General features: G+C 67.2%; 24 protein-coding genes. 18 read left to right on the top strand and 6 right to left on the bottom strand.

Features of this window, described 5'->3' with window-relative positions:
* The first annotated feature begins 11 nt into the window (after positions 1–11).
* The 5 genes from AWC03_RS11765 to AWC03_RS11745 all read left to right on the top strand — a co-directional run bounded on the left by AWC03_RS11765 (position 12) and on the right by AWC03_RS11745 (position 4,901).
* On the top strand, positions 12–824 hold the full coding sequence (locus AWC03_RS11765; RefSeq protein WP_085240650.1) for a methyltransferase domain-containing protein: 813 nt from the start codon (positions 12–14) through the stop codon (positions 822–824).
* A gap of 96 nt (positions 825–920) precedes the next feature.
* Positions 921–2,498 (top strand): methylmalonyl-CoA mutase family protein, encoded by a 1,578-nt coding sequence (locus tag AWC03_RS11760; protein ID WP_085240649.1) that lies wholly within the window; start codon positions 921–923, stop codon positions 2,496–2,498.
* Entirely contained in the window at positions 2,498–2,929 is a 432-nt protein-coding gene (locus tag AWC03_RS11755) for a cobalamin-dependent protein (RefSeq protein WP_085240648.1), read from the top strand. Before AWC03_RS11760 ends, AWC03_RS11755 begins: the two co-directional genes overlap by 1 nt.
* The gene (locus tag AWC03_RS11750) at positions 2,914–3,870 is read left to right on the top strand and encodes an LLM class F420-dependent oxidoreductase (RefSeq protein WP_085240647.1); all 957 of its coding nucleotides are present in this window, start codon (positions 2,914–2,916) and stop codon (positions 3,868–3,870) included. The genes AWC03_RS11755 and AWC03_RS11750 overlap by 16 nt, the downstream gene beginning before the upstream one ends.
* Positions 3,871–3,917: 47 nt before the next feature.
* The gene (locus AWC03_RS11745) at positions 3,918–4,901 is read left to right on the top strand and encodes a CaiB/BaiF CoA transferase family protein (RefSeq protein ID WP_420845667.1); all 984 of its coding nucleotides are present in this window, start codon (positions 3,918–3,920) and stop codon (positions 4,899–4,901) included.
* A gap of 72 nt (positions 4,902–4,973) precedes the next feature.
* Here AWC03_RS11745 and AWC03_RS11740 read toward each other — a convergent pair whose 3' ends face one another.
* Positions 4,974–5,876, bottom strand: a complete 903-nt coding sequence (locus AWC03_RS11740; protein ID WP_085240645.1) for a LysR family transcriptional regulator — start codon at positions 5,874–5,876, stop codon at positions 4,974–4,976.
* Positions 5,877–6,040: 164 nt separating this feature from the next.
* Between AWC03_RS11740 and AWC03_RS11735 the strand changes: the two genes are divergently transcribed.
* Both AWC03_RS11735 and AWC03_RS11730 read left to right on the top strand, forming a co-directional pair.
* Positions 6,041–6,934 carry an SDR family oxidoreductase gene (locus tag AWC03_RS11735; protein WP_085240644.1) on the top strand — a complete coding sequence of 298 codons (894 nt, stop codon included), beginning with the start codon at positions 6,041–6,043 and terminating at the stop codon, positions 6,932–6,934.
* 43 nt (positions 6,935–6,977) lie between these two features.
* Entirely contained in the window at positions 6,978–7,835 is an 858-nt protein-coding gene (locus tag AWC03_RS11730) for an LLM class flavin-dependent oxidoreductase (protein ID WP_249025865.1), read from the top strand.
* On the opposite strand, the gene AWC03_RS11725 is transcribed toward AWC03_RS11730, so the two are convergent.
* Positions 7,836–8,444, bottom strand: coding sequence for a TetR/AcrR family transcriptional regulator (locus AWC03_RS11725; protein ID WP_085240658.1), 609 nt, complete (start codon positions 8,442–8,444; stop codon positions 7,836–7,838). It lies immediately after the preceding gene.
* 281 nt (positions 8,445–8,725) lie between these two features.
* Between AWC03_RS11725 and AWC03_RS11720 the strand changes: the two genes are divergently transcribed.
* The 6 genes from AWC03_RS11720 to AWC03_RS11695 are packed head-to-tail and all read left to right on the top strand — an operon-like array spanning position 8,726 to position 13,732.
* On the top strand, positions 8,726–10,105 hold the full coding sequence (locus AWC03_RS11720; protein WP_085240657.1) for an aromatic ring-hydroxylating oxygenase subunit alpha: 1,380 nt from the start codon (positions 8,726–8,728) through the stop codon (positions 10,103–10,105).
* Positions 10,102–10,626 (top strand): hypothetical protein, encoded by a 525-nt coding sequence (locus AWC03_RS11715; protein ID WP_085240642.1) that lies wholly within the window; start codon positions 10,102–10,104, stop codon positions 10,624–10,626. The genes AWC03_RS11720 and AWC03_RS11715 overlap by 4 nt, the downstream gene beginning before the upstream one ends.
* Positions 10,623–11,096: a hypothetical protein gene (locus AWC03_RS11710; protein WP_085240641.1), complete on the top strand. Its 474-nt coding sequence runs from the start codon at positions 10,623–10,625 to the stop codon at positions 11,094–11,096. Before AWC03_RS11715 ends, AWC03_RS11710 begins: the two co-directional genes overlap by 4 nt.
* A complete protein-coding gene (locus AWC03_RS11705) occupies positions 11,093–12,370 on the top strand; it encodes a cytochrome P450 (protein WP_085240640.1) in 1,278 nt (425 codons plus the stop codon). Before AWC03_RS11710 ends, AWC03_RS11705 begins: the two co-directional genes overlap by 4 nt.
* Before the next feature lie 4 nt (positions 12,371–12,374).
* Positions 12,375–13,130 (top strand): SDR family NAD(P)-dependent oxidoreductase, encoded by a 756-nt coding sequence (locus AWC03_RS11700; protein ID WP_085240639.1) that lies wholly within the window; start codon positions 12,375–12,377, stop codon positions 13,128–13,130.
* Positions 13,127–13,732: a carboxymuconolactone decarboxylase family protein gene (locus AWC03_RS11695; protein WP_085240638.1), complete on the top strand. Its 606-nt coding sequence runs from the start codon at positions 13,127–13,129 to the stop codon at positions 13,730–13,732. Before AWC03_RS11700 ends, AWC03_RS11695 begins: the two co-directional genes overlap by 4 nt.
* A gap of 86 nt (positions 13,733–13,818) precedes the next feature.
* Here the strand turns inward: AWC03_RS11695 and AWC03_RS11690 are convergent, their stop codons facing one another.
* The 3 genes from AWC03_RS11690 to AWC03_RS11680 are packed head-to-tail and all read right to left on the bottom strand — an operon-like array spanning position 13,819 to position 15,763.
* Complete coding sequence (locus AWC03_RS11690; protein WP_085240637.1) at positions 13,819–15,084, bottom strand: amidohydrolase family protein; 1,266 nt, start codon at positions 15,082–15,084, stop codon at positions 13,819–13,821.
* A complete protein-coding gene (locus tag AWC03_RS11685; protein WP_085240656.1) occupies positions 15,081–15,404 on the bottom strand; it encodes a DUF4286 family protein in 324 nt (107 codons plus the stop codon). Before AWC03_RS11685 ends, AWC03_RS11690 begins: the two co-directional genes overlap by 4 nt.
* A 23-nt stretch (positions 15,405–15,427) precedes the next feature.
* Positions 15,428–15,763 carry a 2Fe-2S iron-sulfur cluster-binding protein gene (locus AWC03_RS11680; protein WP_085240636.1) on the bottom strand — a complete coding sequence of 112 codons (336 nt, stop codon included), beginning with the start codon at positions 15,761–15,763 and terminating at the stop codon, positions 15,428–15,430.
* A gap of 122 nt (positions 15,764–15,885) precedes the next feature.
* Here AWC03_RS11680 and AWC03_RS11675 point away from each other — a divergent pair, with 122 nt between their 5' ends.
* From AWC03_RS11675 to AWC03_RS11660, 4 genes are read left to right on the top strand one after another with little or no spacing between them, the layout of a single operon-like run.
* Entirely contained in the window at positions 15,886–17,289 is a 1,404-nt protein-coding gene (locus tag AWC03_RS11675; RefSeq protein ID WP_085240635.1) for a class I adenylate-forming enzyme family protein, read from the top strand.
* Positions 17,267–18,172 carry an acyl-CoA dehydrogenase family protein gene (locus AWC03_RS11670; protein ID WP_085240634.1) on the top strand — a complete coding sequence of 302 codons (906 nt, stop codon included), beginning with the start codon at positions 17,267–17,269 and terminating at the stop codon, positions 18,170–18,172. Before AWC03_RS11675 ends, AWC03_RS11670 begins: the two co-directional genes overlap by 23 nt.
* Positions 18,159–19,256, top strand: a complete 1,098-nt coding sequence (locus tag AWC03_RS11665; protein WP_085240633.1) for an acyl-CoA dehydrogenase family protein — start codon at positions 18,159–18,161, stop codon at positions 19,254–19,256. The genes AWC03_RS11670 and AWC03_RS11665 overlap by 14 nt, the downstream gene beginning before the upstream one ends.
* 57 nt (positions 19,257–19,313) lie before the next feature.
* Positions 19,314–20,081, top strand: a complete 768-nt coding sequence (locus AWC03_RS11660) for an enoyl-CoA hydratase/isomerase family protein (RefSeq protein ID WP_085240632.1) — start codon at positions 19,314–19,316, stop codon at positions 20,079–20,081.
* Between the two features lie 84 nt (positions 20,082–20,165).
* Here AWC03_RS11660 and AWC03_RS11655 read toward each other — a convergent pair whose 3' ends face one another.
* The gene (locus AWC03_RS11655) at positions 20,166–21,014 is read right to left on the bottom strand and encodes a proline iminopeptidase-family hydrolase (RefSeq protein WP_085240631.1); all 849 of its coding nucleotides are present in this window, start codon (positions 21,012–21,014) and stop codon (positions 20,166–20,168) included.
* 201 nt (positions 21,015–21,215) lie between these two features.
* Between AWC03_RS11655 and AWC03_RS11650 the strand changes: the two genes are divergently transcribed.
* A partial coding sequence (locus AWC03_RS11650; RefSeq protein ID WP_476738884.1) for a thiolase family protein occupies positions 21,216–21,621 on the top strand: 406 nt, incomplete at its 3' end.

Below are 21,621 nucleotides of genomic sequence, written 5' to 3'. Positions count from 1 at the left end.
ACCCTTCGGGCATGACGGACGAACGCGGGGCCACCTACACGCACGGACACCACGAGTCGGTGCTCCGCAGTCACCGGCGACGCACCGCGGAGGACTCCGCGGCGTACCTGTTGCCGCACCTGAAGCCCGGCTCGTCGCTGCTTGATATCGGCTGCGGACCCGGGACGATCACCGCCGACCTCGCCGCCCGCGTCGCACCCGGGCCGGTGACCGCCGTCGACCGGTCGGCCGACGTGCTCGGCATGGCCCGCGAGGAGGCCGATCAGCGTGGCCTGTCGAATGTCTCGTTCGCCACCGCCGACGTCCATCGGCTCGACTTTCCCGACGGCGCCTTCGATGTCGTGCACGCGCACCAGGTGCTCCAACACGTCGCCGACCCGGTGGGCGCCTTGCGCGAAATGAAGCGGGTGTGCACACCGGGCGGCGTCGTGGCGGCCCGGGACGCCGACTATGCCGGGTTCATCTGGTTCCCGCAGCTGCCGGCGCTGGACCTGTGGCGCGAGCTCTACCAGCGGGCCGCCCGCGCCAACCGCGGCGAACCCGACGCGGGGCGGCGGTTGCTGTCCTGGGCCCAGCGGGCGGGCTTCGCCGACATCACCCCCACCGGCAGCGTGTGGTGCTACGCGACTCCCGCGGCCCGCGAATGGTGGGGCGACATGTGGGCCGACCGAATCCTGCACTCGCGGGTCGCGCGCGACCTGCTGGATTCGGGGCTGGCGACGGTGGCACAACTCGAGGAGATCTCCGCGGCGTGGCGCGCCTGGGCGGCAGCGCCGGACGGCTGGATCGCCATCCCGCACGGCGAAATCCTGTGCCGGGCGTAGCCGATCGGGGCGAGGAAGGGGCCGACACGGGCATGTTTCGCCTGGTCAGCCGAGCGGTATTGGCATTCTCTTTTTTTGCAAGTACGTTATTCAACGATGGATAACGCTGCTCAGACACCATCCGGCATTCCGCTTGCGCCGGTCTACGGCCCCGGGGATATCGCGGCGACCCCGCCGCCACCCGGGGAGTTCCCCTTCACCCGAGGCAACTTCGCGTCCGGCTACCGCGGCAAGCTCTGGACGTTCCGCCAGTACTCGGGATTCGGCACCGCCGAGGAGTCCAACCGCCGTTACCGCTACCTGCTCGAACAAGGCGGGACCGGGCTGTCGGTGGCGCTGGACCTGCCGACCCAGTGCGGGTACGACTCCGACGATCCCGAGTTCGGCGAGGAGGTCGGCCGGGTCGGCGTCGCCGTCGACACCCTGGCCGACTTCGAGATCCTGTTCGACGGCATCCCGTTGGACAAGCTCAGCACCAGCATGACGATCAACGGAACGGCGGCGATCCTGCTGGCGTTCTACGTCGCCGCCGCCGAGAAAAAAGGCGTGCCCCGCGCGAAGCTGACCGGCACCATCCAGAACGACATCCTCAAGGAGTACGCGTCGCGCGGCACCTGGATCTGGCCCCCGGAGCCGTCGCTGCGGCTGATCGCCGACACCATCGAATTCTGCGCGGCCGAGGTGCCACGGTTCAACGCGATCTCGGTGGCGGGCGCCCATTTTCGCGACGCCGGGGCCAACGCGGTGCAGGAGATGGCGTTCACCCTGGCCGACGGGGTGACCTACTGCGACACCGTGGTGGAGCGCGGTCGCATGACCATCGACCAGTTCGCGCCGCAGATCTCGTTCTTCTTCTACACCCACGGCGACTTCTTCGAGGAGATCGCCAAATACCGTGCGGGACGGCGCCGCTGGGCGACGATCGTGCGCGAGCGCTACGGGGCGACCACGGCCAAGGCGTCGATGTTCCGCTTCGGCTGCGTCTGTGGGGGCGCGTCGCTGTATGCGCCACAGGCGCACAACAACATCGTCCGGGTGGCCTACGAGGCCATGGCCGCCGTGTTGGGCGGCGTCCAGTCGATGTTCACCGCGGCCTGGGACGAGCCGTTCGCCCTGCCCACCGAGGAGACCACGACCCTGGCGCTGCGCACCCAGCAGATTCTCGCGCACGAAACGGGTGTGGCCAGCGTCGCCGACCCGCTCGGCGGCTCATACTTCGTCGAGGCGCTGACCGACGCCACCGAGGCCCGCATCGTCGAGATCATGCATGACCTGGAGCGCCACGGCGGCATGGTGCACGCCATCGAGGACGGCTACCTGCAGGGCCTGATCGCCGACGAGGCCTACCGGGTCCATCAGGACATCGAAGCCGGCGCCCGGCCCGTCGTCGGGGTCAACCGGTTCGTGACCGACGAACCGGAGCCGGACGTCGTGACCTACGAACTGGACGCCGAAGGGCGCGACCTGCAGCTCAAGCGACTCTCCAAGGTGAAGTCCGAAAGGGATTCGGCCGCAGTCCAATCCAGTCTTGCGGCGCTATCGCGTGCCGCCGAAGGGGACGACAATCTGATGCACAAGCTGATCGACTGTGCCAACGCTTACTGCACGGTCGGCGAAATGGTCTCCGCGCTCAAGGCGGTGTGGGGCGAGTTCCAGCAACCGGTGGTGTTCTAGTGGCCGCCCGGATTCTGGTCGCCAAGCCCGGCCTGGACGGACACGACCGCGGCGCCAAAATCGTCGCCCGCACGCTGCGCGATGCCGGATTCGAGGTGATCTACACCGGCATCCGGCAGCGCATCGAGGACATCGCCTCGATCGCCGTCCAGGAGGACGTGGCGGTCGTCGGCCTGAGCATCCTGTCCGGTGCCCACCTGGCGCTCACCGCCCGCACCATCGAAGCGTTGCGGGCCGCCGACGCCGCCGACATCGCCGTCGTGGTCGGCGGAACGATCCCGCACGCCGACGTGCCCAAGCTGCTGTCCGCCGGCGCCGCCGCGGTATTCCCCACCGGGACACCGCTGGACGACCTGGTGCGCGAAATCCGTGCGCTCACCGGCACCCCCGAACCCGCTGCAGAAAAAGAGGAACAGTGCGCGTCGGAGTGATGATCGGCGCCGAGCGGGGCGATATGGCCCGCAAGGTGCACAAGCTGGCGGCCGATATCGAATGGGCCGAATCCGCGGGCCTGGACACCGCATGGATGCCGCAGGTGCCCGACGACTTCGACTGCCTGACCATGGTGTCGCTGATGGCCGCCCACAGCTCACGCATCGAGCTCGGCACCGCGGTGGTGCCGCTGCAGGCCCAGCATCCGATCGCCCTTGCCCGCCAAGCGCTCTCGACGCACGCGGTGTCCGGCGGACGGCTGGCACTGGGCGTGGGACCGTCGCACCACTGGATAATCCGGGACATGCTCGGCCTGCCGTATGACAAACCGGCCGCCTACACCCGCGACTACCTACAGGTGCTCAACGCCGCCATCGCCGGGCCGGGACCGGTTGACGTCGAGAACGATTCGTTCTCGGTGCACAATCCGCTCGCGATCGGGGCCGACACCCCGATGCCGGTGCTGGTCGCCGCGCTGGGGCCGGTGATGCTGCAGATCGCCGGTGAACTCGCCGACGGCACCGTGTTGTGGATGGCCGACGAGCGCGCGATCGGTGACCACATCGCCCCCAAGATCACCAAGGCCGCCGCGGATGCCGGACGCCCCGCACCGCGGATCGTCGCGGGGATCCCGGTATGTCTTTGTGCACCGGCACAAGTCGACGAGGCAAAGGAGCGGGCCAACCGCATCCTGGGCGAGGCCGAGGTGTCGCCGAACTACCAGCGTCTGCTCGAACGCGGCGATGCCCGCGACGTCGGTGATCTCTGTGCGGCCGGTGACTCGGAGGCGATCCTGGCGCGGATGCGCAGCTTCGCCGATGCCGGTGTGACGGATCTGTCGGTGCGGCTGCTGCCGATCGGTGACAACCGCGACGAGCTGGTCGCCTCCAAACGGCGAACCCGCGAGATGATCGCATCGCTGGCAAGGGAATTGCGTTGACCTCTAGCGGGCCGCTGGCCGGGATACGGATCCTCGAGGTCGGCACCATGCTGGCCGGTCCGTATGCGACCATGCTGCTCGCCGACCTCGGCGCCGAGGTCACCAAGATCGAGCCGCCCGGCGGCGAGATCTCACGCGGTGTCGGGGCCACCTACTTCGCCAGCCTCAACCGCAACAAGTCGAGCGTCTGTCTGGACCTCAACTCCGAGGCGGGGCGGCAACGCCTGGGCGAGCTGGTCGCGGAATCCCACGCGCTGCTGGTGAACCTCAAACCGTCGGCCATCCGCCGGCTGGGGCTGACCTACGAGCAGCTGCGCCGGCACAACGAGCGGATCGTTTGCGTCGCGATCACCGGCTTCGGTCTGCACGGCGGCGATGACCCGGCCTTCGACTACGTCGTCCAGGCGGGTTTCGGCATCGCGGCGTTGACCGGTGATCCGGACGGTCCGCCGACGCTGCCGGGTTATTCGTCGGCCGACAATTCCACCGGAATGTGCGCCGCGCTCGGGCTTTTGGCCAAGATCGTCTCCGGCACCGGTGGGCAAGTGGACGTGTCGCTGCGCGACGTCATGCTGTCGCAGCTGAACTACCATGCGTCCGCGTACCTCAACAGCGGTGTCGAGCCGCAGCGCCACCCCTATGGGGCGCACTCGTATTACGTTCCGGCCCAGCTGTTCCCGACGGCCGACGGGTATCTGGCGCTGTTCATCACGCACGACGGTTTCTGGAAATCCTTCGCCAGTGAGGCGGGTATCGGCGGCTTCGAGACGATGGCCGAACGGGTGGCCCGCCGCGATGAGGTGCTGGCGGTCGTCTCGGCGATGCTGGCGACCGACACCGCCGCCGGGTGGGAGCGCCGGCTGCGTCCGCTCGGGGTGCCGGCGGCGGCGGTCAGGACGCTGCCCGAGGCGCTCGACGCGACGCCCGAGGTCATCGTCACCGCGGGGGATTTCCGGCTCGTCGGCAGTCCCATCCACGTGTCGGGTTACCAGCCCGAATACCGGCCGCCGCCGGAGCTGACCGAGGGCTGACCGCGACCGCCGCCGACCGTGAAGTTAGCTTCACGCTCGGGCGCGACCGTGAAATTGGTTTCACGGTCGCGCTCAGGCACGCGGTCCGGTGAGGTGGGACTCGGCGAGCTTGCGGAAGGCTGCGACCAATCGGCTGCGGTCCCCGGCGCGCGTCGCCAGCACGACATGGCAGGGGTCGACGCCTTTCAGCGGCACCGTGGTGATGTCCGGCCGCAGGCTGTTGCCGTGGAATCCCGCCGTGATGGCCACGGCCTGTCCCGAGGCGATGAGTTCGAACTTGTCCTCGAGCGCGTCGATTAACGGGCCGTCGGGTGCCCGCCGTCCGTCGGGTCGCGGGTCGATGCGCCAGAAAGCGCTCCACGCCGGGTCCGAGTTGCGCACGCGGGGCATCGGCTCGTCGGCGATGTCGTCGAGGGTCACGAAATCCCGGCCGGCCAGGCGGTGGTCAACGGGGATCGCCAGCACCCGCGGCTCGTCGTACAGGACCGTCACGTGCAGCCCGTCGGTGGGGAACGGCAGCCGCGTCACCACCGCGTCTACCCGATGGCCGAGCAACGCGTCGAGCGCCTGACCCCAATCCAGGTGTGTGACTTGCACTTCGGCGTCGGGGTGTTCGCGGCGCATCTCGCGCACCGCGGGGGTGACGATCATCCCGGTCGTGTATCCGATCGTGATGCGGCTCGGCTGGGCGGCGGCCCGGGCCTGGGCGGCGGCTTGCGCGGCCGAACGCAGCAGGGCCCTGGCCCGCGGCAGGAACACCTCGCCGGCCTCCGTCAGGGTGGTGCCTTGCGGCGTGCGATCCAGCAGCCGGACGCCGAGCTGGTGCTCGAGCCGGCGAATCTGCCGGCTCAGCGACGGCTGCGCGATCCGCAACGCGCCCGCGGCGCGTCCGAAGTGTCGCTGCTCGGCCACCATCACGAAGTATCCGACCAGCCGCAGATCGAGGTCGATCACCTGCGATGCAGAGTCGGTCATGCGCACAGTGTAACCGTCAAGCACTCCGCCTTGGACCGCGATTTCACAGCTGATGTGCGGTGATGCGCTTTTCGTATCGCGCCATCCGGAATAGGTCTTGGACGTCTGGCCGGTGTGGTCATTGACTGGATGTCGCGACAGTCAACCCAAGCGAAGGGACCACCATGCATGTCTTTGTGACCGGCGCGAGCGGGCACATCGGTTCGGCCGTCGTCGACGAGCTCGTCCAAGCGGGGCATCACGTCACGGGACTCGCCCGCTCCGACGAGTCGGCCGCCGCGCTGGCGACGAAGGGCGTCACGGTGCACCGCGGCGACCTCGACGACCTCGATGGTTTGCGATCCGCCGCCGCGGCGTCCGACGGAGTCATCCACCTCGCCTTCAAACACGACTTCGACGACTTCCTGGGGGCCGCCGAGGCCGACCTGCGCGCCGTGCAGGCCATCGGGGAGGTCCTCGTCGGCTCCGACCGCCCGTTTGTCAGCACCTCGGGCACCCTGCTTCTCTCGCTGCTGGGGCATGGCGGTCTCGGAACCGAACAGGACACGCTGCCCGGCGGGCCGCGGGTCGACTCGGAGAACGCGGTGATCGCTTTGGCCGAACGCGGTGTCCGCTCGTCGGTCGTTCGGTTATCTCCTTTGGTCCATAGCGATCTGGACCGCCATGGATTCACCAGCCACCTGATCGACACCGCGCGCACTACCGGGGCGTCGGGCTACATCGGTGACGGGGCGAACCGCTGGCCCGCGGTCCACACGCTCGACGCCGCGCACCTGTACCGGCTGGCTCTCGAAAAGGCGCCCCCGGGAACGCGATTGCACGGAGTGGCCGACGAAGGGGTGCCGTTCCGCGACATCGCCGCCGTCATCGGCCGTCACCTGGATGTACCGACGGTCAGCATCCCCGCGGAAGAAGCCGGTCATTTCGGCTTCCTTGCCCTCTTCGCGGCGCTGGACAATCCGACGTCGAGTGCGCTGACGCAGAAGGTGCTCGACTGGCAACCCGAAAATGTCGGACTGCTCGAGGATCTCGACGCCGGTCACTACTTCGTCGGGTGAGCGACCCGTGGCTGATTCGGCCGTCGGTGCGGCCCGAGAAGCGATGGGGCCGGTGGGCGCTTGCCTGCCGGTCTCATTCACCAGCCCGCCGCATGTGCGGCTGCTAAGGGAGGCGGTGGGTCGGCTGCAACGGGCCGGATACCGCGCGGTGTGGACCAACGAGGTCATCGGCAAGGACGCGCTGGTGCAACTCGCCGTGCTGCTGAGCGGCAGCGAGCGAACGGTGTTCGGTACCTGCATCGCCAACATCTGGGCCCGGCCGGCTCAGACCATGCATGCCGCGGCCGCCCAACTGGCGCAGGCATATCCGGACCGAATTGTGCTCGGACTCGGGGTCGGCTACCCGGAGCAGGCCGCCAGCGTCGGTCAGGAGTGGGGCAGCCCGCTGGCCACGATGCGCGAGTACCTCGGCCGGATGAACAGCCCGACCTGGCCACCGGCGCCCGACGCGGCGTACGCCCGGATTGTCGCCGCGAACGGACCCGAGATGCTCGCACTGGCGGGCGACCTCGCCGACGGGGCTTTTCCCGCCGGTCTGCCCACGGAGTTCACCGCCCGGGCCCGGCGGGCGCTCGGACCGGACAAGCTTCTGGTCGTCGGACTGTCTGTCGCCCGCGACATCCAGGGCGCGCGGGACGCGGTGTCGGTCCGGCTCGGCGTGCCGTCCTATGCGGCCAGGCTGGCCGAGTTGGGCTACTCGGCGCGCGACCTCGACGAGGTGAGCGATCGCCTGGTCAAGGCCCTGGTCGCGCACGGTGATCCGGCCGGCATCGCTGCCAACGCCCGGGAGCACCTGGCCGCCGGCGCGGACCACGTCACGCTGCTGCCGCCAATCGGCGGTGAGTTCACCGAGGGGATGGCGCACCTCGAAGAGCTGGGCCCGGCGCTATTCGAGGCGTAGTTACGGAGTTTCACCGGCGGGCACCACCGCCGAAACGACCAGCTGCAGATATGGACGGTAGAGATTCACTCCGTCGAGATGGCTGCCGAGCGTGACACCGTCATTGACGGCAAGGATGACGCGGGCCAGCTCATCGGCCGGCATCGCGAGCGACGCTCCCAGTCTCGCAACGTTTTTGGCGATGAATTCGGCCAGTGAGCGGATGGTCTCCAGTCGCTGTGCGGCGAGCCTGTCGCGCGCCGCCGGGCTCCGCAGTAAGAACAACGTGAGTTCGTAGTTGAGCGCGGCACGGTTGGGATCGCTGCTGGCCTGGCTCCACCGGGCGGCGAGTTCGTCGATATCGATGTCGCCGAGCCGACTGAAGGACTGGATGATCTCGGCGAAGCCGTCGAGGAACCGTTGGCGTTGCCGGTCGGTCACCGCAAGGAACAACTCTTCTTTGGCGCCGAAGTGGGAGTAGATCGCGCCGCGGGTGTACCCAGCCGCATCGGCGATGTCCTCGAGGGCGGCGCCGCTGAGGCCTTTGCGCGCGAAGATCTCCTCCGCGGCATCGAGCAACAGGCCGCGGGTGTGCTCGAGGCGTCGTTCCCTCGTCCACCGTTCCGCCACCGGCCCATCCTCCCACATTGCGGCGCACCTGCCGCGGTCCATCGAAATCGCCGGGTGCGCAAAGCTATTGATTACTCACGCTGTCCAATCTCACCGTCCTCGTGACGAAGCCGCGTCTCGACGCCGGCGGCGCGACCCCGAGCCCGCTCAGTGCGATGTCCACCACTTTAATACATCATTGTATATTTCATACATCGATGTATAAGGTGACACCCGTCACAACCAAGCGGATACCGCACTCTCCGCTCCGGTACGACCGTCACCACGATGAGGAGATCGACATGAGCCAAGTCGCCCGACCGGGACAGTGGGTGGAGCGGGACGCAGCGCTGGGCCTTGACCGACCAGACCTCGACGCCTTCAACATGTCCATCTCAACCGACCGCTATACGTCGCGGGAGTACGCGCTGCGGGAGCAAGAGCGCATCTGGATGCGGGTGTGGCAGATCGCCGGCCGGATCGACGAGCTGCCGAATGTGGGTGACTGGAAGCAGTACCGCGTCCTGAACCAATCGTTCGTGATCGTGCGTGGCAAGGACGAGAAGCTACGCGGATTCGTCAACGCCTGCCGGCATCGCGGGAACATCCTGTGCAATGCCGCGGCCGGAAACGCCAAGCGCGGCTTCCTGTGCCAATACCACCTTTGGTCCTACGACCTGGACGGCAAGTTGCGTGGGATGCTGCGGGAGAACTTGGCCGGCCCTATCGACAAGACCGAGAACTCGCTTCTGGAAGTCCCCGTCGACACCTTCGGTGGATTCATCTTCCTCAACCCCGACCCAAATGCCCAGCCGCTCAGCGAATTTCTCGGCCCTGAGGTTATGGAACTGCTCGCCCCCTACCACCTCGACGACATGGTCACCGTGATGAACGTCCGGGAGGCCTTGGACTGCAACTGGAAAGTCGTCATGGACGCCTTCGAAGAGGGCTACCACATCAACGGCATCCACCCGCAACTCCTCAGTGTGCTCGTCATCGACCCGACGACCGCCCGGTACCGGTTCTTTGAGAACCACAGCGTCGCGGTCGCCCCGTTCGAAGTGAAAGGCGCCAGCGCTGAGAAGCAGATCGAGGGCATCCTGAACCTGCCGGACACCTTTCCCTCGACGGTCGCGGTCATCCCCCGCTTCCAGGAACTGGTCGCCGAATACCGTGCGCCGGACGGCTCGGTCGAGTTTCCCGACGGGGTCACCGCGCGCAAGCTGCTTCAGCGGGCCACCCGCGACACCCTGACCGGCATGGGCCTCGACGTCAGCGGCCTCACAGACGACCAGATGAGCGACAACCAGGGCTGGGTGCTTTTCCCCAACTACTTCATGACCGTCCGCGCCGGCGAATGTCACGTCATCATGGCGATGCCTCACCCCGACGGCGACCCGAACCGGTGCGTCTGGCACGTCAGCAGCTACATGTACCTGCCGCCGGAGCATCGCGACGCCTTCAGGGTCCCGCTGACCGAAGTGGACGAACCCGGCAGCTACAAGTACTTCGAAGCGCTGCAACAGGATTACGAGCAGATGCCGCGACAGCAACTCGGCCTGCGCAACAGCAGGCTGGACCACATGTCGCTGGTCAAAGAGGAAGTCGTCATCGCCCACTACCACTCGGTCGTGGACCGCTACATGGCCGATGGCGCCGCAACCACGGAGAGAGTCGAATGAACATAGCAGAGCGCATCGCCCACCATCGCCGAATGGCCGAGGCCTACCGCGACGCCTACCTGCGGCAGGGAGTCCAAAGCGGTGAAGCGTTCGCCGACGCGTGGCAGTTCGCCGAAGACGGCATCTACGTCTCGCCGTACTTCACCGGTGACCAGGTGTTCAAATTCAGTGAGTTCCCCGAGGACACCGCCCGTGCCTCGACCATGGAGGCCAAGGCCTACTCGCTCACCTTCCCGGACTGGAAGCCCGCCGACTTCAAATACTGGCCGGCCGAGAACGGTGTCGTCATGAAGACCCGCTGGGAGGGTCACACCAAGGACGGCGTCCAGATGGGCTTCTACTCATACAGTTTCATCGAGACCAATGACGCGGGTGAGTTGACCCGTTGGGAGACCCACGTCAACGACGAGTACAACGCCTTCTTGGACGTTGCCATCGGAGTGCACGGTCCGTTCCACGGCACCGGAGAGTACGTCGAAGCACTCGAGCGTTGCCTGGCGAAAGCCGGGGTGTCGGTGTGATTGTCTTGCTCGAGGTCGAGGATGTCATCGAATCGCACACCGGCCGGTCGCGCGCGGTGCTGCAGTACTGCACCGTCACGAAACGTCTGGTCGACGAAGCGAAAGAACCCGGCTTCTCGGTGAGTAGTTGGGGGCCGCTGGCGGAACTGGTCGCCGTCGAGGAGTTCCAACGCGTCGGCGCCTTCAAAGAGGTGATGGACTGGCAAGGCTATGTCGAATTCCTGACCGCCTGGGCCACGTCGTCGAAGTGGGAGTGCTCGTTCAAGAACATCACCGAGTCCGGGGGCCGTGTGTTCCTCGAACTCGAGGAACGCAGCGAAGTAGGCGATTTCAGCAGCGTCGTCAACTCGCTGTCGGTATACGAGTTCACCGCCGACGACAAAATTCGCCGCATCGACCTTTACCTGCAGATGACGCCCCCGCAGCCGGAGATGTTCAAAAGCTTTGAGGGAGTGGAACCGCCGCAGTGAAGGCCGACGACATCGACACGAGGGACTTCTTCACCGACAACGAGTTGCTCGCCGAGCCATACGGCTATCTCGCGGCCATGCGAGAGGAATGCCCGCTGCGCCGCGAGCCTCACCACGGCGTGGTGATGGTCACCGGATACGACGAGGGTGTAGCGATCTACAACGACACCAAGAGGTTCTCGTCGTGCATCTCGGTGACGGGCCCGTTCCCCGGATTCCCCGTGGCACTCGACGATCGTGGCGACGACGACATCACCGAGCTGATCGCGGCGCGGCGTTCAGAGCTGCCGTTCAACGACCAGTTGCCCACCTTCGATCCGCCGGCGCACACCGCGCACCGGGCGCTGCTGTCGCGGATGATCACCCCCAAGCGGCTCAAGGAAAACGAAGAATTCATGTGGCGCCTCGCCGACCGCCAGTTGGACGCCGCACTCGGCGGTGACCGGTGTGAGTTCATCGGGGAATTCGCTTCCCCGTTCGCGATGCTGGTGATCGCGGACCTGCTGGGTGTGCCCGAGTCGGATCACGAGGAATTCCGTGCCGCGCTGCTCAGCGAGGCGGGCACCATCGGCAGCAGCGAGGGCGACACGATGCGTCATTCGCCGCTGGAGTACCTCTACGACAAGTTCACGGCCTACATCGAGGACCGGCGGCGAAACCCGCGCGGGGACGTGCTGACCGGAGTCGCATCAGCCACGTTCCCCGACGGCAGCACGCCGGATGTGATAGACGCGGTGCGCGTGGCGGCGAATCTTTTTGCCGCGGGCCAAGAGACGACGGTGCGCTTGCTCAGCGCCGCCGTGATGATGCTGGCCGAGAGTCCACGCCTGCAAAGCAGCTTGCGTGCCAACCGCGAACTCATTCCCGACTTCATCGAGGAGGCCCTGCGCTACGAGAGCCCGGTGCGCGGCGACTTCCGCTTGTCCAAGTGCCCGGTGACCGTTGGCGGGGTCGAACTTCCCGCGGGCACTACCGTGATGCTCGTCAACGCGGCACTCAACCGCGATCCGCGCAAATTCCCCGAGCCCGATGTGTTCGACATCCACCGCGCAAACGCGCGCAGCCATATCGCGTTCGGCCGGGGTCCGCATGCCTGTCCGGGGGCGCCGCTGGCACGCACCGAGGCGCGGGTGAGCGTTGAGCGGCTTCTTGCCCGCACCAACGATATTCGGATCGACGAAGAGAAGCACGGCCCCCCGGGTGACCGCCGCTACCGGTATCTGCCCACGTTCATCTTGCGGGGACTCACCCGGCTACACATCCGATTCGAGTAGCGAGATGGCATTTTCGGGAACCACCGCGATCGTGACGGGTGGCGCTATGGGACTGGGCCTGGCCATCACCGAGGCCCTCACCGCCCGCGGCACCAAGGTCGCTATCTTCGACATTGCCGCCGAGCCGGTGCAGGCGCAGGTGGCTCGGCTGAACGAAAATGGTGCCGCCGTCACCGGCCACGTGGTCGACGTGTCCGATCGCGCCCAGGTCGAGTCCGCCGTGTCCAAGGTGCGGGCCGAACTCGGCCCGGTCCTGATGTTGGTGAACAACGCCGGCATCGAGCAGTTCGGCAAGTTCACCGAGATCACGGACGAACAGTGGGATCGGGTCATGGCCGTCAATCTGCGTGGCCCGTTCATCTGCACGCAGGCCGTGTTGCCGGACATGCTCGATGCCCGGTGGGGCCGCATCGTCAACATCTCATCCTCCAGCGCCCAGGGTGGTCAGGCGCGGATGGCCGCCTACGTCAGCTCCAAGGCCGGTGTGATCGGCCTGACCAAGAGTCTGGCGCTGGAACTGGGCCCGAAAGGAATCACGGTCAACACCATCCCGCCCGGCATGGTGGTGACGCCGATGCTCGAGAAGGCGATCGCGGAAGGCAGGTTCACCGCCAGCTTGGAGCACTTCGCGAGCATCACACCGGTGCGCCGGGCCGGCCGCCCGGAGGATATCGCCAACGCGGCGATATTTCTGTGCCAAGACGAATCGTCCTACATCACCGGCCAAGTCATCGGCGTCAACGGAGGGCGGAGAACATGAGCGACGAAAGCGCGGCGCGGCAGACCCTGGCTCCACTGGCCGCCGATCAGTGGGGCGATGCCGAGTACGCGGCTTTCGGTGTCCTGCTGGGGATCCCGGGCGAGAAGGTGCCCCGCGCCGGTTCGGGGCACACCCTGGACCCGTTGAAGTTCGACATCATCGGCGTGCTTGCCCGCCACCCCGGGCTGGCGCAAGCATTCTTGACCTTCAACGGTTTCCTGTTGCGGCGCGGCGAGCTGTCGCCGCGTCTGCGTGAGTTGGCGATCTTGCGCGTCGCCCACATCCGCCGTTCGGCCTTCTTCTGGGGTGAGCACACCAGATTGGCCGTGGACAGCGGCGTGCCGGAGCAGGACATCGCGAGGCTCGCCGGTGGCAATGAGGGGTTCTCCGGCGCCGACCTGCTCACCCTGGAAGCGACCGACGAAATGCTCGCCGACGGGCGGGTGGACGGCGGGACCTGGGAGCGGCTGGTCGCATCGCTCGATACTCACGCCGCGATGGAACTGATCTTCGTCGTCGGCACGTACACCATGTTGGCCATGGCATTTCAGACCTGGGGGCTTGCGCCTCCCCCCGGTAGCGCGCCGTTGCCCCGAACCTGAAAGGCCGCCGCCGCGCGAGTGTGCAGCTGGCCGCACACTCGGCCGAATGTGAAACTGGCCGCACACTCGACGCCAACTGGCCAGCGCTAAGTCCGGCCGGCCAGCTGCTTCTGCTGATAGAGCCGCGCCCATTCGGCGCGCGACCGGATGGACACGTCCACGTCAACGGCGTTCGCGCGCAGCGCTTTCACGGTCGCTTGGTCGCGAGGAGTCCGCGCAAACGGGTCCCAGCCGAAGAACCGGCAGGCGTTGCCCCAGGTGATCTTGTTGATGTCGGAATCGTCGGCACCGGCGGCATTCAGCTCGGCCAGCACCCGCTCGGGCGCGTCCGGCCAGAAGCAGTCGGAGTGCGGATAGTCGCATTCCCAGGCGATGATGTCGATACCGATCTCGTGCCGCAGCTTCAACGACGTCTTGTCGGTGACGTAGCAGGCCAACGAGTGTTCGCGGAACACCTCGCTGGGCAACTTGTCCCCGAAATCGCGGCGCAGCCACTTCTGGTTGGTGTAGTGGCGGTCGCTGCGGTCCAGATAGAACGGGATCCAGCCGATGCCGCCTTCGGAGAACGCGAACTTCAGCTCGGGGTAGCCGCGCATGGCGGGACCCCACAGCAGGTCCTGCGCGCACATCGCCGAGACCTGGGTGGCCAGGATGATCAGGTTGTCGATCGGCGCGTCCGGGGCCATGCTGATCGCCCCGAAGCCGGTGCCGATGTGCAGACACATCACCACGTTCTGCTCGGAGAGCGTGCGGAAGACCGGGCCCCAGTAGTCGTCGTCGTGGTAGCTCGGAAGCCCTTCCAAATGAGGGAGTTCCGGCATGGTGACCGCCCGGCAGCCCTTGGCCGCCACCCGGCGGATCTCGGCGCACATGGCCTCCGGGTTCCATGTGGGCAGGATCGCGATCGGAATGAAGCGGTCGGGGTAGGAGCCGGCCCACTCGTCGATGTGCCAGTCGTTGTAGGCCGACACCATCACCAACGTCGTCTCCTCGCGGTGCATGTTGAGGTGACGCGCGGAGAAACCGGTGAAGGTCGGGAAGCACATCGACGCCAGGATGCCGTTGCGGTTCATGTCGCGAACGCGCTCATGGACGTCGTAGACGCCGGGACGCATCTCGGCGAAACCGGCCGGGTCACGGCCCCATTCGTCGGCCGGCCACGACACCACGGCGTTGAGCCCGCTTACGCCCTGCGGCCGGCCCTGATACATCCACTGGTCGACGCCCTTCTCGTCGACCACGACGATCGGGGCCTCGTCGCGGTATCTGGCGGGGACGTGCCGCAGGAACATGTCGGGCGGCTCGACCACATGGTCGTCGATGCTCACCAGGATCAGGTCATCGACATTCATGAGGCTGAGCGGCTCTGCTCGCTGGTCGTCTCGAGCAATCGGGGGATGGGCGCGGGATCCAGCAGCAACGCATCGGACATGTGCAGCCGGCCGGCGTTGGCCATCATGTTGTCCAGGATGGCCTGCAGGTCGTCACCCTCGAGCTCGTAGAGGGCGACGTACGGCCCGTTCCCGTCGACCGGGCGAAGCCGGCGCGCCGCGACGATACCGTCGAACGTCAGCAGTTGCGGTATGTGTATTTCGTCGTACCAGGTGTTGTACTCATCCTCGCGATCCGGCGAACTGGGCCGGCTCTCGACGTACATGATGCCCTTGGCCATCGCCGCCACCTCTCTTCGGGCTGCTACTCGTAGCGCACCGTGACCGAATCCGTGTCCGGCACGCCCTGGCAGGTCAAAATGTAGCCCTCGGCGACCTCGTCGTCGTCCAGCGCGTCGTTGACCCGCATGGTCGCGTGGCCCTCTTCGAGCTTGGCCATGCACGTGCCGCAGTTGCCTGCCTCGCAACTGAACGGCGGCTCCAGACCGGCGCGCCGCGCGCTCTGCAAGAGCGTCTCGCCGGGGACCATCGGCACCGAGACCTTCTTGCGGTCCAAGTGGATGGTCACCGTCCCCGCCCCGGAGCCGTTTGACGGATCTGTCACCCGTGGGGTCTCCTCGATGCTTCTGGTGACCGTCACTGCCACCGCCCTCCCGTACTTGCATTCTTCACTATAGAGAATACTATTCTCACAGAGCGATAGGATCTTCTCAAGCTTGCGCGGATGTCAGGTCGGCCCGGCCTGTCAGGGAAGGACGGGACGTGACCGAGCCGGCTGCGGTCGTGTTCGAGGACCAGCGATTCGGCCTGGCTCAGCTCGACGCGCTGGCCGACGGCTGGGCCGCGAGCCTGGCAAAACGCGGCGTCGCCCCGGGGCAACGGGTCGCGGTGATGGCGTCGAACCGGCCGGAATTCGTCGCCGCGGTGCTGGGCATCTGGAGGCTGTCGGCAACGGCGGTCCTGCTCAGTCCGGCATGGAAGCACGGCGAGGTCGACCACGCGCTCGCGCTGACCGAACCCGCCCACGCCGTCGGTGACCATCCGGTGCTGGCCGGGGCGATGCCGATGCTGCACCTCGACGAGCCGGTCGCACCCGGAAAGCCGTTGTTCGGGACGCCGCCGCCCCGGTCCGACGCGGTGCTGGTGTTCAGTTCCGGCACCACCGGGCTGCCGAAGGCCGTCCGGCACACCCACGCGGCGCTCGATGAGGCGGTGCGGCACTGGCGCGAAGCGTTGCGGCTGACGCCGCGCGATCGGATTCAAGTCGCCACTCCACCGTCACACATCCTCGGGCTGCTCAACATCCTCACCGCGCTGCGTACCGGGGCGTGGGTGCGGCTGCATGCCCGGTTCGAGGTCGACCGGATGCTGCATCACATCGAAACCGACCGCATCACAGTGGAAATGGCGGTCGCACCCATCGCACTGGCGATCGCCTCGCATCCCGCGCTCGAGTCCTATGACCTGTCCTCCCTGCGCTACTTCATGTGGGCGGCCACGCCGGTCAGGCCCGAGGTTGCGCAGACCGTGACCCGGCGCACCGGTGTCGGCTGGGTCCCGGCCTACGGAACCACGGAACTGCCTGTCATCGCCTGCAATCCGATCGAGGGCGCACGGCTGGACGCCGTCGGGCGCCCCGTGCCGGGCGTGCAGGTGCGGGTGGTCTCACTGGAGACGGGGGAGCCGGCCGGCCCGGGCGAAGCCGGTGAGATCCAGGCCCGGTCGGCGTCGCTGATGGCCGGTTACCTGCCGGCCGACGCCACCGCCGAGGTGATGCACGACGGGTGGTACCGGACGGGCGACGTCGGCTGGCTCGACGCCGACGGCTGGCTGCGGATCACCGACCGACTCAAAGAGATGATCAAAGTGCGCGGGTTCCAGGTCGCGCCGGCCGAAATCGAGACCGTGCTGCACGGCCATCCGGCCGTCAAAGACTGCGCGGTGTTCGGCGTACCCGACGGCATCAACGGGGAAGCGGTGGTCGCCGCGGTCGCGACCCGCGCACCCGTCGATCCCGGCGAGCTCGCCGCCCGGGTCGATCAGCGGCTGGCTTCCTACAAACGCCTGAGCCGCGTCGTGTTCGTCCCCGACATTCCCCGCCTGCCGTCGGGCAAGGTGCTGCGCCGAGTTCTGAAGGAGCGCTATGGATGTACGTCTGACAGCTGAACAGCAGCAACTGCGCGACGCGGCCGCCAAGCTCGCCGACGACCTCGGACCCTCGGCGGTCCAGGACCTCGACGATCGGAGCCGGATTGCGCGTCTGGACAAGCAGATTGCGGCGACGGGGTGGCGATCGCTGCGCTCCGACGGGGCTTCGGGTGTCGAAGTGGCCGTCGTCGCCGAGGAATTCGGGCGCCGGCTGGTCGACACCCCGTTTCTGGGTCCGGTGCTCGCCGACGACCTGGCCCGCCACGTCGGCGCCACCGGCGCGGGTGCGACGATCTCGGTCGACGGCCGCGCCATCGACGCGCGGGGCGCCCAGCGGGCGCTGAGTCTCTCCGAGGGCCAGGTCCTGGCCGCCGACGTGCTGGACTCGAGGGTCGGCGTGGATTTGACCCGCACGGAGGCGAACGTCGCGGGAACGCCGGTGGCGCTGGGCGACGTGTCCGCCGACGTCGCGGCGCAGTGGCGGGCGCTCGCGCTGGTCGCCACGACGGCGGACCTGGTGGGGATCGCCAGGGGAGCGCACGCGGTCGCCTGCGACTACGCCAAGATCCGCGAGCAATACGGCAAGCCGATCGGGTCCTACCAGGCCATCGCCCACCTGCTCGCCGAAAGCCTTGCGCTGATTGAAGGTTCGATCAGCGTATCGCGGCATGCCGCCTGGGCGGTCGACGAGCTGCCCCCCGCCGCGGCAATCCGGGCCGCGCAGGTCGCGAAGATCTACTGCGCGCGCGCCACCCGCACCGTCTGTGAAACGGCCATTCAGGTGCACGGCGGCATCGGCAACACCTGGGACTGCCTGGCGCACGTGTACCTGCGGCGCGCCCTGATATCGACCGAGCTGTGGCCCGTCGCGTTGAAGGAGATCGATCTTGGACTTTCGTGACTCGCCGGAGGAAGCGGCCTTCCGCAAGCGGCTGTCGTCGTGGCTCTCCGTGCACGCAAGGGAATTCGCGGGATCCGGGGACGAGTACTGGGCCCGTCAGGCGGAGTGGCACCGGGCCCTGTACCGGGAGGGCTTCTTCGGGCTGTCGTTTCCCCGTGAATACGGCGGGCAGGAGCTGCCGCCGGTGTATGACGTCATCGTCGATGAGGAGCTCGCACGAGCCGGCGCCCCGCCGCGCCCCAGCGTGGGCTACCTGATCTACGGGATCGGTCGGCACGCCAACGACGAAGTGCGGCAACGTTTCCTGCCCGGGATCATCAACGGCACCGAACGATGGTGCCAGGGCTTCAGCGAGCCCGGAGCCGGTTCGGACCTGGCCTCGCTGACCACCACCGCCCGCCTCGCGGGTGACACCTACGTGGTGAACGGGCACAAGATCTGGACCAGCTACTCCGATGTCGCGGACTGGTGCCTGTTGCTGGCGCGCACCGACCCGGAGGCCAAACGCCACCGCGGCCTGTCGGCGTTCGTGCTGGACATGAAACAGCCCGGCGTGCAACAGCGCCCGCTTCGCATGATCAACGGCGTGACCAACGAATTCGGTCAGGTGTTCTTCGACGACGCGAAGATACCGGCGGACCGGATGGTCGGTGCGCCCGGCGACGGCTGGGCGGTCGCGATGACCGTCGTCGGGCACGAACGCGAACCCTCGACGCTGGGCTACGCCGCCCGATACGGCAAGCTGGTCCGAAACCTCTACGCCCGCAGCCGAAATTCTGGGGGCCCGGCTCCCGAAGAGCTCGCGTGGGCGGCGGTCCAGTCGGAGATGTTGACCCATCACGTGCGGCGACGGCTGTCCGAACAGCTCGACGGCGTCTCGCACGGGCCGGAGGGGTCCCTCGACAAGCTGCTGATGACGTGGGTGGAGCAATCGGTCGGACACGCCGCGCTGGCGGTCACCGGCACGGGCGATCCGGACCTGCTCAGCGCCTACCTGTACAGCCGCGCGCAGAGTGTGATGGGCGGGACATCACAGATACAAAAGAACATCATCGCTTCACGCATCTTGGGATTGTCGGAGTGATCGCGAACGCGGGCGAAGCCCGGGTGAAGCGGGTCACGACCATAGAAGGAGTCTGACGTGTACGACATGCCTGCCGAAATCGACGTCCAAGCCGACGGTCCGCTGCGGATCATCACCTTGAACCGGCCGGAGTCGCTCAACTCGGTCAACGACGACCTGCACGTCGGGCTCGCGCGACTGTGGCAGCGGTTGACCGACGACCCGACGGCCCGCGCCGCGGTGATCACCGGCGCCGGCAGGGCGTTTTCGGCCGGCGGCGATTTCTCCTACCTCAAGGAACTGTCGGCCGATGCCGAGCTGCGCGCCAAGACGATCCGGGACGGGCGCGAGATCGTCCTGGGCATGGCGCGCTGCCGAATCCCCGTGGTGGCCGCGGTGAACGGCCCGGCGGTCGGCCTGGGCTGCAGCCTGGTGGCGCTGAGCGACATCGTCTACATCGCCGAGGAGGCCTACCTCGCCGACCCGCACGTGCAGGTGGGGTTGGTGGCCGCCGACGGCGGCCCCCTGACCTGGCCGCTGCACATCAGCCTGCTGCTGGCCAAGGAGTTCGCGTTGACCGGCACCCGCATCAGCGCACAGCGCGCCGTCGAGCTGGGGCTGGCCAACCACGTGGCGTCCGATCCGCTCGCGGAGGCAATCGCCTGTGCCAAGAAGATTTTGGGGCTGCCCCAGCAGGCGGTCGAAAGCACCAAGCGGGTGCTCAACATCCACCTGGAGCGGGCGGTGCTGGCCAGCCTGGACTATGCCCTCTCGGCTGAACAGCAGTCGTTCACCACCGACGACTTCCGGTCGATCGTGACCAAGCTGGCAGGCGGCAAGAACTGATCCGCTCTGCTCGCGACGCGACCGTAACGTCAGGGAGATTTTTCGCCGATTTTTCGCCATGGCGTTACGCCCGCGGTCAGTCGGTCAGTCGTGCAATCGAAGGAACGCACGCATGACGCGGTCGAACTTCCCCCGCTCTTCGATGAAGGGCATGTGGGCGGTCGACTCGAACAGCTCGAACCGCGAGCCGGCAATGCGCTGGTGCATGTCCCACATGTGCTCGGGCACGCACTCGTCGAACCTGCCGGCCAGGATGAGGGTGGGCAGCCGGATTTCGGCCAACCGGTCGAACACGTCCCAGTCGCGGATGGTCCCGACGATGCGAAAGTCACTCGGCCCGAACATCGTCTCGAAGATGTCGGTGCCCATCTCGGCGAAGGCCGCCAAAAGCTCTGGCGGCCAAGGACGTAGGCGACACAGGTAGGTTTCGTTCCAGGTGCGGATCGCGGCCTGGTATTCGGCCGTGTACGTCGTGCCCGCGGCCTCGTGGCGTTCGATGGCCGACTGGGTGGCCGGATCGAGCCCGGATTTGAGCCGGGCGACCATCTCCGCGAACTGCGGTATGGACGCGATGCTGTTCGAGATGGTGAGGCTGGCGGCGCCGGACGGCACGTCGAGCGCGTACTGCTGCGCCAGCATCCCACCCCACGAATTACCGAAGATGTGAAAGCGGTTGAGTCCCAGCCCCTGCACCACGGACCGCATCTCGGCCACCGACCGCTGCATGGTCCACAACTCGCGGTCGGATGGGCGGTCGGACTTGCCGCAGCCCAGCTGATCCCAATAGACGACTTCGCGCTCGTCGGCCAACCGTTCCAGCGAACGCAAGTAGGTATGGGGTAGGCCGGGCCCGCCATGCACCACCAGAAGCGGAAGGCCCGCTCCGCCTCCGACGCGCGTGAACCACACGTTGCCGCCCGGGACGGCGACCATTCCCTCCACTGCGGACGACGCCTCCTCGCTTGGTGAGCAGACGCAAAGTCGCAGCCCGCGATGCCGGTATATGCGATTTTGCGTCTGCTCGCCAGGGCACCGCTCCTTGCAACGCCGACTCTCAGAATGAGAGAATAGTGTTCTCATGTGTCGCGGGGGTCGTCGAGCGCCCGCGACGCGCTCGCCGAACTGGAGAAGACCGTGCCTGAAGCCGTCATCGTGTCCGCCCTGCGCACCCCCATCGGCACGGCCCGCAAGGGCACGCTGCGCGACACCAGTGCCTTCGACCTCGCGCACCATGTGGTCTCCGAAACGGCGAAGGACCTGGACTCCGCGCAGGTCGACGACGTGATCCTCGGCGAAGGGCTCTACGGCGGCGGCGTGATCGCGCGCCACGCCGCTATCACGGCCGGCCTGACCCAGGTTCCCGGCCTGGCCAACAATCGCCACTGCGCGGCCGGCCAGGCGGCGGTGCAGAGTGCCGCGGCGAGCGTTCGCGCCGGGATGGACCGCCTCGTCATCGCCGGTGGCGTGAACTCCGCGTCCACGTCCCCGCGGTCTCGGATACAGGTGGACGGCGAATGGATCGACTGGTTCCCCCCCACCC

It is taken from the genome of Mycobacterium europaeum (genome assembly GCF_002102155.1).
GTDB classification, from domain to species: Bacteria; Actinomycetota; Actinomycetes; order Mycobacteriales; family Mycobacteriaceae; genus Mycobacterium; species Mycobacterium europaeum.
Note: the sequence above shows the minus strand (reverse complement) of the source record. Positions and strands in the feature narration are given on the sequence as shown.

What these genes read in the sequence shown, in the direction of transcription:
- AWC03_RS11655 (WP_085240631.1), bottom strand. Translation starts at nt 21,014, where the DNA reads ATGGTCGCCGTCCCGGGCGGCAACGTGTGGTTCACGCGCGTCGGAGGC.
- AWC03_RS11685 (WP_085240656.1), bottom strand. Translation starts at nt 15,404, where the DNA reads ATGGCCAAGGGCATCATGTACGTCGAGAGCCGGCCCAGTTCGCCGGAT.
- AWC03_RS11720 (WP_085240657.1), top strand. Translation starts at nt 8,726, where the DNA reads ATGAGCCAAGTCGCCCGACCGGGACAGTGGGTGGAGCGGGACGCAGCG.
- AWC03_RS11670 (WP_085240634.1), top strand. Translation starts at nt 17,267, where the DNA reads ATGGATGTACGTCTGACAGCTGAACAGCAGCAACTGCGCGACGCGGCC.
- AWC03_RS11700 (WP_085240639.1), top strand. Translation starts at nt 12,375, where the DNA reads ATGGCATTTTCGGGAACCACCGCGATCGTGACGGGTGGCGCTATGGGA.
- AWC03_RS11695 (WP_085240638.1), top strand. Translation starts at nt 13,127, where the DNA reads ATGAGCGACGAAAGCGCGGCGCGGCAGACCCTGGCTCCACTGGCCGCC.
- AWC03_RS11730 (WP_249025865.1), top strand. Translation starts at nt 6,978, where the DNA reads ATGGGGCCGGTGGGCGCTTGCCTGCCGGTCTCATTCACCAGCCCGCCG.
- AWC03_RS11765 (WP_085240650.1), top strand. Translation starts at nt 12, where the DNA reads ATGACGGACGAACGCGGGGCCACCTACACGCACGGACACCACGAGTCG.
- AWC03_RS11760 (WP_085240649.1), top strand. Translation starts at nt 921, where the DNA reads ATGGATAACGCTGCTCAGACACCATCCGGCATTCCGCTTGCGCCGGTC.
- AWC03_RS11715 (WP_085240642.1), top strand. Translation starts at nt 10,102, where the DNA reads ATGAACATAGCAGAGCGCATCGCCCACCATCGCCGAATGGCCGAGGCC.
- AWC03_RS11735 (WP_085240644.1), top strand. Translation starts at nt 6,041, where the DNA reads ATGCATGTCTTTGTGACCGGCGCGAGCGGGCACATCGGTTCGGCCGTC.
- AWC03_RS11690 (WP_085240637.1), bottom strand. Translation starts at nt 15,084, where the DNA reads ATGAATGTCGATGACCTGATCCTGGTGAGCATCGACGACCATGTGGTC.
- AWC03_RS11745 (WP_420845667.1), top strand. Translation starts at nt 3,918, where the DNA reads ATGCTGGCCGGTCCGTATGCGACCATGCTGCTCGCCGACCTCGGCGCC.
- AWC03_RS11740 (WP_085240645.1), bottom strand. Translation starts at nt 5,876, where the DNA reads ATGACCGACTCTGCATCGCAGGTGATCGACCTCGATCTGCGGCTGGTC.